Annotated in this window: 7 protein-coding genes; all 7 read left to right on the top strand. The window is 45.8% G+C overall.

The annotated features are described in order from the left end of the window. The first annotated feature begins 56 nt into the window (after window positions 1-56). The 7 genes from ABZD21_RS06845 (at window position 57) to ABZD21_RS06875 (ending at window position 13830) form a co-directional block, all read left to right on the top strand. Entirely contained in the window at window positions 57-3089 is a 3033-nt protein-coding gene (locus ABZD21_RS06845; protein WP_372773883.1) for a SusC/RagA family TonB-linked outer membrane protein, read from the top strand. An 11-nt stretch (window positions 3090-3100) separates the two neighbouring features. Continuing rightward, window positions 3101-4588, top strand: a complete 1488-nt coding sequence (locus ABZD21_RS06850) for a RagB/SusD family nutrient uptake outer membrane protein (protein ID WP_372773884.1) — start codon at window positions 3101-3103, stop codon at window positions 4586-4588. A 19-nt stretch (window positions 4589-4607) separates the two neighbouring features. Next, window positions 4608-6680 carry a hypothetical protein gene (locus tag ABZD21_RS06855; protein ID WP_372773885.1) on the top strand — a complete coding sequence of 691 codons (2073 nt, stop codon included), beginning with the start codon at window positions 4608-4610 and terminating at the stop codon, window positions 6678-6680. Window positions 6681-6692: 12 nt separating this feature from the next. After that, window positions 6693-8336, top strand: a complete 1644-nt coding sequence (locus tag ABZD21_RS06860; protein ID WP_372773886.1) for a family 16 glycosylhydrolase — start codon at window positions 6693-6695, stop codon at window positions 8334-8336. A 132-nt stretch (window positions 8337-8468) separates the two neighbouring features. Next, the gene (locus ABZD21_RS06865) at window positions 8469-9323 is read left to right on the top strand and encodes a family 16 glycosylhydrolase (protein ID WP_372773887.1); all 855 of its coding nucleotides are present in this window, start codon (window positions 8469-8471) and stop codon (window positions 9321-9323) included. 124 nt (window positions 9324-9447) lie between these two features. Beyond that, window positions 9448-12909, top strand: coding sequence for a hypothetical protein (locus ABZD21_RS06870; RefSeq protein ID WP_372773888.1), 3462 nt, complete (start codon window positions 9448-9450; stop codon window positions 12907-12909). Between the two features lie 27 nt (window positions 12910-12936). Beyond that, the gene (locus ABZD21_RS06875; protein WP_372773889.1) at window positions 12937-13830 is read left to right on the top strand and encodes a glycosyl hydrolase family 17 protein; all 894 of its coding nucleotides are present in this window, start codon (window positions 12937-12939) and stop codon (window positions 13828-13830) included. Window positions 13831-13856 lie beyond the last annotated feature (26 nt).

Here is a 13856-nt window from a genome sequence, read left to right on the forward strand (position 1 = left end):
CCCTATAGCGTCACTTTTGCGTCAGATTTAGTTTAACAAGACTTAAAAAGTGACTTATGAAAAAATTACTAGTTTTTTTGTTTTGTGCATTTTTTGGATTTAGTGCTTACGCTCAGGATCTGACCATTAACGGTCAGGTTAATTCCAAAGATGACGGACAACCGCTACCGGGTGTTTCGGTAGTTATTAAAGGTACTTTAAAGGGTACAATAACCGATATGGATGGAAATTTCACCCTCCAGGCACCATCCAACGGAACGCTTCAACTCTCCTTTATCGGGATGAAATCTCAGGAGATAGTTATTAACGGAAAAACCACTTTCAATATCATCATGGAAAACGACGCCATTGGTGTTGACGAAGTTGTGGTGATTGGTTACGGTACTCAAAAACGCGAAGATGTTACGGGTGCAGTTTCTATGGTTAACGCCGAAACAATTGAAAATTTAAAGCCTGTAAAAGTTGAACAAGCTCTGCAAGGAACCATGTCTGGGGTAAATGTAACATCACAGTCGGGTGCTCCGGGTTCAGGTTTGGACATTCGTATTCGTGGTATTTCAACCAATGGCGATGCCTCTCCGGTAGCTATTATCGATGGCTACCAAGGTGATTTGAATACCTTAAACCCGAACGACATTGAAACAATTACTGTACTTAAGGATGCTCAGGCCGCAATTTACGGAACAGTTGGAGCAAACGGAATTATTTTGATTACGACCAAGTCGGGTAAAAAGAATCAGGCGACAAAAGTTAGTGTAAACAGTTCAGTCGGGATTCAGGAAACAACTCGGAAACTGCCGGTGCTGAATGCAACCGAGTATGCCGTTTTACTAAATGAAGCCTATGCTGCTGCCGGCGATGATTTGCCATTTACAAGTATTTCCAATTTGGGTACTGGCACAAACTGGCAAGACGAAATCTTCGAGACTTCGCCCGTTTACAGCAACGACGTAAACATTTCGGGTGGTACCGATAAAATGGTTTACTCGTTTAGTGCCTCAAATTTAAATCAGGAAGGTATTATTGGAGGACCTAAAACAGGTTACGAACGGAGTACCGGCCGATTAAGCCTGGGAGCCGATTTGTCAAAATGGATCAAGTTTAAATCGTCAATCACCTTCACAAACGTAGATCGGAAAACGATTAACGAATTTGGCTTGGGTTCTGTTTTGTTCAATGCCTTGAATATGCCCTCAACAATGCCTGTATATGATGAAGATGGCGAATACTATCTCGCTCCTTCAAGCTTAGGAAACGAGGTAATTAACCCATTGGCACAGCTCGAAAATACTTACAACGAATACAATTTGGGTAAGTGGAATGGTAACTTCAGTCTTGAATTCGACCTGATGGAAAACCTGACGGCGACAACCCGGGTTGGATTTAACACGACAAACGATAAGTCAAAAAGCTTCTCGAAAGAAATTAGCTACGGTGGGAAAGTATTCGACGTATCTCGCAGCAGCGTCTATCAGGATCGGAACAACTACAACGATTATACGTTTGATGCATTCGTTACCTACGATCGCATTTTTGGCGATGACCACCACCTAACCGCTACTTTAGGTAATACGGTTTACAAATCGTGGGGCGACCACCTGGATGGAACCGGATATGATATTCCGAATAACTCGTGGGATTTTGCTGACATTAGCCTAGCCAACGGAACTTCCGACACAAAAACATCGGGCTCATGGACCTACGATCAACGAAGATTGTCGTATTTCGCCCGTTTACAATACGATTACCAGGCTAAATATCTCTTGTCAGCCATGCTACGACGAGATGCCTCAACAAAATTTGGTCCCGACAACACGGCTGCCTATTTCCCATCAGTAACTGCGGGATGGAACATGACCAAAGAAAGTTTCATGGAAAAATTCGATCAGATCGATCTTTTGAAACTTCGTTTAAGCTATGGTATTTTAGGATCGGACAAGATCGACGATTTCAAGTATATTTCTCAGCTTGACGGCGAGGCAACTTATGTTTTCGATGGTTCACTGGTAAATGGAACCGCCGTTGGTTCATCTCCGAACGAATCCATCAAATGGGAACAATCGGAACAGTTTGACGCCGGTGCTGACCTCAAACTTTTCAATAACCGGTTGGATATTAACGCCGACTATTTCATTAAGAAAACCAACAATCTGTTGATTAGCGACATCCCGGTATCGGGCATTTTGGGCACATCAGCACCAGGTGCTTCCGGACCAACAGTAAACGCGGGAACAGTTCGCAACAGTGGTTTTGAATTTGCGGTGGGCTATCGTGGCAACATCACCAAAGATTTAACCTTCCGTGTAAACTACAACGTTACAACACTGAACAACGAAGTTCTTGAAGTTAACAACAGTACCGGTTATGTTGAAGGCGGATCATTCGGTGTCGGTCAACCCTCACCTGCCCGCATGGAAGTTGGAAAACCAATTGGTTATTTCTACGGATACAAAACTGATGGTTTGTTCCAAAATCAGGAAGAAGTTGATGCTCACCCTTCTCAAATCGCTTTGGGAGCCAATGCATCACCCGGCGACATCCGTATTGTAGATGTTAGCGGAGACGGCGTAATTGACACTGACGACCGTACCGATATTGGCAATCCGATTCCAGACGCAACAATGGGGTTAAATATCTCCCTCAATTACAAAGGATTTGATTTTATCGCCTACGCTTATGCGTCACTCGGAAACGATATCGTTCGCAACTATGAGCGGGTAATTTCCGATGTAAATAAACTTAGCTATCGTCTAAACCGTTGGACCGGCGAAGGAACCAGCAACTATGTCCCTCGCGTGACTACCGCTGCAACATCGAACAATGTGTTCTCGGAATTCTTTGTTGAAGATGGTTCATTCCTGCGCATGCAAAACATCCAACTAGGCTATACATTCCCTGCCTCAATAACTGACAGACTCTCAATCAAGTCACTGCGACTGTACACCAGCGTCAGTAATTTGTTCACCCTGACAGACTATCAAGGTTACGATCCGGCTGCCTCAAGCGGCGATCCGATTGGAAGTGGGTTCGACAACGGATTCTATCCCGCTGCCAGAACATACACTTTCGGCTTAAATCTTAACTTCTAAAAAACAGAACGATGAATACTAAAATAGTTCAAAAAATTGTTTTCACGGTCGCATTAACATTCGCTGCATTTACATTCTCATGTACCGATGATTTTGTTAAAATCGACCCGGAATATTCCATTGATTCTGAAAACTATTTCAATTCAGAATCGGATTACTACAGCGCACTGGTAGCTGCCTACGATATGCTTCAATCAACTTATGCCAATGTGATTGTAGGTGAATTCGCGTCAGACAACACTCTTTGCGGTGGTGAAAGTGCGACCGACGTAGTTGGCTGGCAGCAAATAGATGACATGATCCATACGTCGTCAAACGACAACTTGCAAGATATTTGGAACTGGATGTTTGCCGGTGTACAACGCACCAACTATTTCATGGAGTTTCAAGATAAAATCGAGTTCGATAGTAAAGAGCAAATGATCGGCGAAATTCGCTTTCTGCGTGCCTACTACTATTTCGAGCTGGTAAAATGGTTTGGTCCTGTTCCGTTGAAAGTAGACGAACGCTTTACTTTGGGCGACGAGACCAGCATTCCCCGTTCATCGGTTTCGGAAGTTTATGCGCAAATCGAATCAGATTTGTTGTTTGCCGAATCAGTATTACCTGAAACTCCGACCGAAATTGGACGTGCTACTCGTGGTGCCGCTCAGGCTCTGCTCGGAAAAGCTTATTTGTTTCAGGATAAATTTGACGAAGCTGCGTTGATTTTAGACGACCTGATTGATGATGGAAACTATACATTGGTGGAGGATTTCTCTGACATTTTCGAATTTGCCGGAGAAAACGGATCTGAATCAATTTTTGAAGTCCAATATACCGATGTTGAAGGTGCCGCCTTTGGTTGTCTTCAATGTAGCGAGGGTAACGTAGCCGTTGGTTTCAGTGGCGTTCGCGGCTACTCAGGTCCATTGTACACTTCAGGATTCAGCTTTAACGTGCCAACACAAGAAGTAGTTGACGAGTTTGAAGATGGCGACTCGAGAAAAGACGTGGCCATTTTGGATATTGAGGCGTGGTCTGCCGAAACCGGAGCAGAATACTCAACCGGATATGAACACACCGGCTATTTCAACCGGAAATACATTCCTCGCACAAGAAGTTCTGAAGCCCAGGGCGACCTGAACCTGACGAACCCAAACAACTACCGCGCAATCCGCTATGCCGATGTTTTATTGATGGCTGCTGAGGCTCACAACCGTAAATCGAGCCCGAACGACAGCAAAGCTCAAGGCTACTTAAATCAAGTCCGTGAAAGAGCGTTTGGCGACTCTGACCACAATATTACACTCACAGGTACTGCCCTGACCGATGCAATCTATCACGAACGTCGGGTAGAATTAATGGGCGAAGGACATCGTTTCTTCGATTTGGTAAGAACTGGTGAAGCAGCAGATGAAATTGATGGTTTTGTTGAAGGCAAACACGAAGTCTTCCCTATTCCGTTGGAAGAAGTTGAATTTTCGAATGGAAACTGGAGTCAAAACCCCAATTATTAAACCAATAAATTCTTAAAAAATGAAAAACTACAAAAATATACTTGCGCTGTTGTTTATCACGCTGTTCGCATTCTCCTGCACAACAGACGAAGATAAATTCTACTCGCTGGACTATATTCAGGCTCCGTCAAACGTTGACGCGGTCTTCGATATCACTCAGGACAATACCGGCTTGGTGACCATCGTTCCCAATGCCGAAGGAGCGACCCGATTCAATATCGATTTTGGCGACGGAACAGATTCAGGAGAAATTACCGGCCAAAGTTCGGTTACACATACTTATACTGAAGGTGTTTATTCGGTTGTGATAGCTGCAACCGGGATTACCGACCTCACAACCGAAGCAACCAAGGAGCTGAACGTGACCTTTAAAGCTCCTGAGGATCTGGTGGTGACGATTACTAAAAATGCTGCGAACCCAAAAATCGTATCTATCTCAGCAACGGCAACCTACGCCACCATCATAGATATTTATTTTGGTGATGTGGAAGATGAAGAAGCGACTCACATTTTACCCGGAGAAACAGCAACAAACACCTATGCTGAGCCAGGTGACTATATCGTAAAAGTAATTGCAAAAAGTGCCGGAGCGGCAACAACGGAATATACTGAAACGCTCACTATTGACGCGGCTTCCGATCCTATTAATCTGCCAATTGATTTTGAATCATACCTGGTGAACTATGCCTTTGGCGATTTCGGCGGACTGTCGTCTTCAGTTATCGACAACCCTGACGCGACAGGCGTAAACACCAGCTCACGAGTAGCTCAGGCTGTAAAAGCCTCTGGCGCCGAAACCTGGGCCGGAACTGCTCTTACTCTGGAAAACCCGATTGACTTTTCAACCAAGACACTTTTCAAAGTGAAAGTTTGGTCACCAAAATCAGGCGCGGTCGTTAAGTTGAAATTTGAAAATCTGACCGACGGCAGCATCGCTTCCGAAGTAGACGCTACAACAACCGTAGCAAATGCCTGGGAAGAACTGGAATTCAACTTCTCGTCAATTGATGTGGCTAACGAATACCAAAAAGTGGTATTATTCTTCGACTTTGGAAACGTTGGTGATGGTTCAACCTACTATTTCGACGGCGTGAAACAAGTAACTCCTCCAACCGAGGTATCTCCTCTTGCCGGAACATGGGTTATGGCTCCGGTGGCCGATGCGTTTTCTGTAGGTCCCGTCGAGGGCGAATATTGGTGGTGGGGTAACTCTGTCGATGACGTAACCCTTAGAGCTTGTTATTTCGATGATACCTACACCTTTGGTACCGACGGATCTTTCAGCAACGATCTGGGAGGCGAGTCATGGATTGAAGGCTGGCAAGGTGGAAACGATGCTTGTGGAACTCCGGTTGCGCCGCACGACGGAACAGCAATGGCTACCTACGCTTACGATGAAGCCGCCGGCACTCTGACCATTGATGGAAAAGGGGCGTACCTGGGATTAGCCAAAGTTTATAACGGCGGTGAACTACTCAGCCCCGACGATGCAGTTTCTTCAATCACCTACAAGGCCACCCTTTCGGATGACAATAGTGCATTGACACTGGTAATTGAAGTCGACGGTGGCTGGTGGAGATTCCAGCTGGTGAAATCAAGCGATGTTGTTGTTTCTCCGCTTGCCGGAACATGGCAAATGGCCCCCGAAGCCGATGCTCTGGGTGTAGGACCGTCCCTTGGCGATCTGTCTTATTGGTCAAACAGCGTTGACGATGTAACAACCAGAGCTTGCTTCTTCGACGACACCTATGTCTTTGGCAACGATGGTTCATTCAGCAACGTACTGGGTGACGACACCTGGGTTGAGGCATGGCAAGGTGGTAGTGATGCATGCGGTACACCGGTCGCTCCGCACGACGGAACAGCTGCTGCTACCTTCACTTACGATGCCGTTGCCGGCACAGTAACACTCGACGGCAAAGGAGCCTACCTTGGTATTCCTAAAGCATACAACGGCGGTGAATTGAAGGACCCGGCCAATGCCCCCGAATCGATTACTTATGATATCGAGCTCTCGGAAGGAAATACAGTGATGATCCTGGACATTGAAGTCCTAGGTGCATGGTGGAGATATAAGCTTGTGAAAAACTAAAAATAAGGTACAATGAAAAGTATAACATATCTGATAGCCCTACTTCTGGGCGTCCAATTAATCTTCAGCGGGTGCGACGATAACAACTACGAACTTGGGCAGTTGGTAACACCCTCAAATGTTGAAGTCTCCTATGAAATCGTTGGGGTCGACAGTGAAAACCCTTACGGAGATGGAACTGGCGTTGTAAACTTTACCGCCTCAGCCGACAATGAAATCACGTTCAACTATTCATTTGGTGATGGAAAAGACGATAAAATTGACGCTGATGGCACCATTTCTCATCAGTTTTCAAAAACGGGCATAGTTACCTATAACGTAACAGTTTCAGCAATTGGTACCGGTGGCCTTTCTGCATCCAAAACCATTCAGGTTGAGGTTTATAGCAGCTTTTCCGATGACGAAGCCCTTGAATTACTAACCGGAGGAAGCTCTAAAACCTGGTACTGGGCTGCTGATGAAGAGGGGCACATTGGACTGGGACCAAACTTCGAAGATCCAGCTAAAACCTATGACCAATGGTATTCTGCCGCTGCCTGGGAGAAAACCTGTATGTACGACGCTGTATTTGTATTCACTAAAACCGACGACGGAATGACATTCGAACAAACAGCCGGCTCGGCTTTTGTTCCCGGTACTTATGCTGGCACATTGGGAGTTACAGGCGACCTTTGCTATGGCGATGACGTTGTTCCCTCATTGTATGGAGTGAAAAATGTTTCGTTCTCTCCTGCTTCATCGATCGCAACGGTTGATGGCGGATACCGAGGAACAAGCATGTCGTTCTCCGATGAAGGTTTCATGTGTTGGTATGTTGGACAGAGCGAATTCGAAATTATTGAAGTTACCGCGACGACCCTGAAAGTACGTATTGAAGAAGACGAAACATACGCCTGGTACCAAACCCTTACATCAATTGAACCTGGAACAGAAACAGCCGGCGTTGATGTTGAATATACAGACTTGGTCTGGTCGGATGAATTTGAAACAGCTGGTGCTCCTGATGCTTCGAACTGGAATTACGACCTGGGTGCAGGTGGCTGGGGCAATGGTGAATCGCAAACCTACACCAGCAACACCGAGAACGTTAGCGTATCGGATGGTACCCTGAAAATTACAGCGAAAGCGGATGGCTCTTCCTACACTTCGGCTCGCCTTAAAACGCAGGATTTGTTCGCCTTTACATACGGACGGGTAGACGTAAGAGCTAAACTTCCGGTTGGCGGCGGTACCTGGCCAGCAATCTGGATGCTGGGCTCCAGCATTACAACTGCCGGATGGCCTGCTTGCGGCGAAATGGATATCATGGAAGCGATCGGAAACAATCCGGGTTATGTGCAGTGTGCACTCCACACTCCATCCAGCTCGGGCGCAACGGTAAATATGGCAAGTACAACCGTTTCAGATTCTTCTGACGAATTCCACATCTATTCGGTGAACTGGTCACCCGACGAAATCTCTTTCCTGGTTGACGATGAAGTTTACTACACTTATGCTCCAGACACAAAAGATGCTGACACCTGGCCGTTTGACGCCAATCAGTTCATCATCCTGAATGTAGCAATGGGCGGAAGCTTAGGTGGAGAAATCGACGCTTCGTTTACTGAGGCAACGATGGAAATCGATTACGTAAGGGTTTACCAAAATATCGACTAATAATTTTCAGTCTAAACTGAACTACTAATACGGATAAGAGGGAGAGAATTCAATCTCCCCTCTTATCCGATTATTCGCTGTACAGGTTTTCGGTACAGTTACAGGCTAACTTTATCTATAACACAAAATACAATGAACGTTAGGAATCACATTTTCCTCATTTTTATCGCATGGAGTATGATCGCTTGCAACTCAACAAGCAAGCAAATGCAGACAGAAGAGACCTCACCGGATGACTACCAACTGGTTTGGAATGATGAATTTGATTATAATGGATTGCCGGATTCAACTAAATGGGCTTACGACACGGTTGGCAATGAATTCAAATGGGGAAACGAAGAAGCCCAACACTACACCGATGGACGCATTGAAAATGCGAGTGTAGCCCAAGGTGTACTGAATATTACCGCGCTTCGCGAAGATTATCAGGATAAAAAATATACGTCGGCCAGGCTGATCTCGAAAGCCGACTGGCAATATGGAAAAATTGAAACCCGTGCAAAAATACCAGCCGGGCGAGGAACCTGGGCTGCAATCTGGATGATGCCCGGTGGCTGGAGCTTCCCCGATGGAAACTGGCCCGATGTGGGCGAGTTCGACATTATGGAACATGTTGGGCACGATCCCGGTGTTATTCATGCTTCCGCACATTCAAAAGACTACCAATGGCAGGTGGGAACTCAGAAAACGGATACTATCCACATTAACGATGCCACCACGGCTTACCACTCTTATACCTGGGAGTGGACACCCGATTTCGTAAAAGCTTACGTTGACGACCAACTCTATTTCGTGTACGAAAATGAGGGTCTGGGAACATCGAAATGGCCCTACGACAAGCCGTTTTACCTCATTCTGAATGTGGCTGTTGGCGGCCTGTGGGGAAACATTAAGGGAATCGACGATGAAGCTTTCCCTCAGACGATGGAAATTGACTATGTAAGAATATACCAAAAAAAAGAGTCTCAATCGGACAACGCTGATTGATGATTCATTTCTGACATCGGGTAACATTTGAAATTAACCGATAAAAAAGGGTTTAAACTACGATCAGTACAGTGATGTAGAACAGCGGGGAGATGATGATTTTGAATTGAAAAAAAACTGATAAATGAATAAACGTAACATTTACTTAGGACAAACCTGTTTAAACAGTAACCAATCAAAGGTTGAAGGTACATTTGTTGATATCAACAACGAGAAATTCTACAAGATCAGTCAGGTAGATCAAATGCCCGACTTCTTTATGAGTATCGTCAGTGATTCGGATCATTGGATGTTCCTTTCCAGTAACGGGTCGTTATCTGCCGGTAGAAAAGATCGGAACAATGCTTTGTTTCCGTATTATACCGACGATAAAATTCACGACTTCCACGATTTAACCGGACCTAAAACCGTGATTTTGGTTGAAAAGGACGACAAAACGTTCCTCTGGGAACCGTTCTCAAAAAAGCAGAAAGGAATGTACTCAGTTCAAAGAAACCTGTATAAAAACACTTGCGGGAACAAAATCATCTTTGAAGAAATCAACCTGGATCTGGGTCTCTCTTTTACCTATAGCTGGAGTAACAGCGAACGCTTTGGGTTTGTCCGCAAATCGGTTATCACAAATAAAAGCCACGACAACTTAATAGTTGAAGTGCTCGACGGCATTCAGAATATCCTCCCCTACGGAATTGACTATAACTTTCAGAATGAATACAGCAACTTGCTGGATGGCTACAAAAAGAACGAGTTACTGCCGGAATCCGGACTCGGTCTCTTCATGCTAAGTGCAATTCCGGTTGACCGCGCCGAACCAAGCGAATCGTTGAAAACCACAACGGTATGGTCATACGGACTTGATGAAAAACGGAAGGTTCTGGTATCGGCCAAACAACTCGAAAACTTCAAACTTGGTCTCCCTGTTGAAACCGAAACTGATGTAAGAGCAACCCGTGGCGCTTATTTTGTAAACACAACAATAGAATTGGCTAAAGAGGCCAGCAAAGCGTGGTACATTGTTGCCGAGATTAATCAGGACAATACTGCTGTTGCCAATCTGAACCAATTCATTCTTAGCAGCGACCAGATTATCAGCCAACTTAATGAAAACATTGAGACGGGAACTTCAAACCTTAAAAAGATTGTTGCCAATGCTGATGGCCTGCAGATGAGCCACGAAACGCTCTGCTCTGTTCGCCATTTCACCAACACAATGTTCAATGTGATGCGTGGTGGTATCTTCACAAACAACTACACGGTCGACACAGCCGATTTCAAGCACTATGTGTCGCAAATAAACAAATTGGTTAACAAGCAATGGGGCGATTGGCTCAATCAACTGCCAACCGAAATTCAATATGACGATTTGCTGAAACAAGCCGAAAAAACCGGCAATGCGGATCTGATGCGGATTAGCTACGAATATCTTCCGCTCACATTCAGCCGCCGACACGGCGATCCAAGCCGTCCATGGAACGTTTTCTCCATTGAAACAAAAAATAATGATGGCTCTCCGAAACTGAACTACCAGGGCAACTGGCGCGATATCTTCCAAAACTGGGAGGCATTAAGCCTGTCGTATCCGGAGTTTATTGAAGGAATGATCAGCAAATTTGTAAACGCGTCGACTCCTGACGGATACAACCCCTACCGGATTACCCGCGAAGGGATTGATTGGGAGTGTCCCGATCCGGAAGACCCATGGGCGTATATCGGCTATTGGGGCGACCACCAAATTATCTATCTCGAAAAGTTCCTCGAACTGTCACAAAAATATCATCCGGCCAAACTGGACGAATTGTTGCACCTCGACATTTTCGCCTATGCCAACGTCCCCTATCGCATAAAGCCATACAGCGAGATGGTGAAAAACCCACAGGACACCATTGTTTTTGATGCCAACCTGAATGCAGCGATCAAAGCTTCGGTGAGCCAAATTGGCGCCGACGCCCGCCTTTTGCAAACCAAAAACAGTGAGGTATACCGCGTTAACCTAACCGAAAAGATACTGGTGACCTTGCTGGCAAAGCTGAGTAATTTTATTCCCGAAGCGGGTATCTGGCTGAACACCCAGCGCCCCGAATGGAACGATGCGAATAACGCGCTGGTCGGAAACGGAGTGTCAATGGTGACACTTTATTACCTGCGACGTTTCCTGAACTTCTGGATCGGTAAATTTAGCCACACATCACTTGAAAAAGTCGCCATTTCCGAAGAAGTTAAAACCTTACTCGACAGCATCCACAAGCTGTTTGCCGAAAATAAAGCCCTGCTTGAAAGTGGATTTTCCAACGCCGACAGACGTCGTTTTGCCGACAGCTTGGGAGAAGCGGCCAGCAGCTACCGCGACCGGATTTACAACGATTCATTCTCCGGTGCAAAATCAGAAGTGTCGGTTAACGATTTGCTGAATTTCAGCAACCTTTGTCTGGCCTATATGGATCAGTCGATTCGCGCAAACAAACGCCCCGATGGACTTTACCATGCCTACAACCTGATTTCGTTTGCCGACGATAGCGTTTCTATTCGTTATCTCTACGAAATGCTCGAAGGACAAGTGGCTGTTTTGAGCTCAGGCTACCTTTCGGTAACTGAGAGTCTTGACGTAATGAATGCGCTTAAAGCCAGCAAATTGTTCCGTCCCGACCAATACAGCTACATCCTGTACCCGGACCGTGATCTTCCGCGTTTTGAAGCCAAAAACAACATTCCGGATGAACGCATGAAGGCTTCATCCCTATTAACCAAACTGATTGAAGACAACAATACGTCGATCCTTTCGCGCGATGTAACCGGTGTATGCCATTTCAACGGCACCATCCGGAATGCCGACACATTGGAGAAAGCGTTGAACCAACTTAACGCCGACAAATACGGACACCTTCTTCAGCAAGAAAAACAACTCATTCTGGATGCATTCGAAGAAATTTTCGATCACCAGTCGTTTACCGGCCGCTCGGGCACTTTCTTCGCCTACGAAGGCCTTGGCAGTATTTATTGGCACATGGTTTCCAAGTTGTTACTTGCCGTACAGGAATGCTATTTCGATGGAGTGACACAGGGTGCCAATCCGGCAACTTTGGGCAAAATAAAAGATCACTACTATGAAATTAAGGCAGGTCTTGGCTTGTACAAATCGCCTGATTTATATGGTGCCTTCCCGATTGACGCATACTCGCACACACCGGCCCATGCCGGCGCTAAACAACCCGGAATGACCGGTCAGGTGAAGGAAGACGTTATTTCGCGAATGGGCGAACTGGGTGTTCATGTTGACCGGGGAGTAATCTCGTTCAAAACCTCGTTGATGAATCCGCTGGAAATGTTGAAAGAAGCAGACACCTTTGAGCATACCGATATCAGCGGCCAAACTCAAACGATCGACCTTCAACCCGGGCAACTGGCCTTTACAATCTGCCAGGTTCCGGTGGTCTACGAAATATCTGATGAAAACAAGACGCTCATTTCCTACGCCAACGGACAAGAAACGGTGCTAAAAGGTCATGCGATCGGAGAGAATATCAGCACACCAATATTCCGTCGCGATGGCTCAATCACCGGAATTAAGGTGTCATTCACGAAGCTATAAAAACGCTGAAAAAAAAAACGAACTACTATGTCATTCAGAAGTGAAAATATACTGTCTCTTGCTGGCCGCGATTTCTCGAATACGCAGGAATCCGACCTTCGTTCCCTGTTTACCGATATCCTGAACCAAGGTATGCACGGGCTCTGTTTTAGTCCGTATCTGGATTTCCAAAGCCCGGGAGACATAATAACCGAGGAACAAATCCACCAAAAAATGGAGATTATTCGCCCGTATACCAAGTGGATTAGAACTTTTTCGGTTTCCGAGGGCAACGAGCTAATACCGAAGGTTGCCAAACAATACGGATTAAAAACAATGGTGGGTGCCTGGCTTGGTGAAGATGAAGAAAAAAACGAGGAAGAAATTCAGAACCTGATCAAACTGGCCAACGAAGGAGTGATCGATCTGGCGGCTGTTGGCAATGAAGTACTCTATCGTGATGATCTTCCGGAGGAGGTGTTACTCTCCTACATCCGGAAAGTTAAAAAAGCGATTCCAACCATTCCGGTTGGCTACGTTGATGCCTACTACGAATTTTGCGACCGACCGGCAATTGCCGAGGCTTGCGATGTCATTTTTGCCAATTGCTATCCCTTTTGGGAAGGCTGCCACATCGACTACTCGCTGCTGTACATGAAAGACATGTACCATAAAGCGAAAAATGCCGCCCCCGGCAAACGGGTGATCATCACCGAAACGGGCTGGCCAAACCTCGGATCGGCGATTGAAGCATCGGAACCATCTTTGAGTAATGCCATCAAATATTTCATCAACGCTCAACAATGGTCGAAACAAGAAGGCATTGAGCTGTTCTGGTTCTCTTCGTTCGACGAAGCCTGGAAACAAGGCGTTGAAGGTGATGTTGGTGCCTACTGGGGACTTTGGGACAAGGACGGAAAGCTGAAATACACCAATAAGTAATTAATAACCACTGGCGAGCATTGTTT

This window comes from Mangrovibacterium sp. (genome assembly GCF_041596335.1).
Lineage (GTDB): Bacteria > Bacteroidota > Bacteroidia > Bacteroidales > Prolixibacteraceae > Mangrovibacterium.

Excerpts from the sequence above, each read along its gene's own strand:
- ABZD21_RS06845 (WP_372773883.1), top strand. The coding sequence starts at position 57 with ATGAAAAAATTACTAGTTTTTTTGTTTTGTGCATTTTTTGGATTTAGT.
- ABZD21_RS06850 (WP_372773884.1), top strand. The coding sequence starts at position 3,101 with ATGAATACTAAAATAGTTCAAAAAATTGTTTTCACGGTCGCATTAACA.
- ABZD21_RS06855 (WP_372773885.1), top strand. The coding sequence starts at position 4,608 with ATGAAAAACTACAAAAATATACTTGCGCTGTTGTTTATCACGCTGTTC.
- ABZD21_RS06860 (WP_372773886.1), top strand. The coding sequence starts at position 6,693 with ATGAAAAGTATAACATATCTGATAGCCCTACTTCTGGGCGTCCAATTA.
- ABZD21_RS06865 (WP_372773887.1), top strand. The coding sequence starts at position 8,469 with ATGAACGTTAGGAATCACATTTTCCTCATTTTTATCGCATGGAGTATG.
- ABZD21_RS06870 (WP_372773888.1), top strand. The coding sequence starts at position 9,448 with ATGAATAAACGTAACATTTACTTAGGACAAACCTGTTTAAACAGTAAC.
- ABZD21_RS06875 (WP_372773889.1), top strand. The coding sequence starts at position 12,937 with ATGTCATTCAGAAGTGAAAATATACTGTCTCTTGCTGGCCGCGATTTC.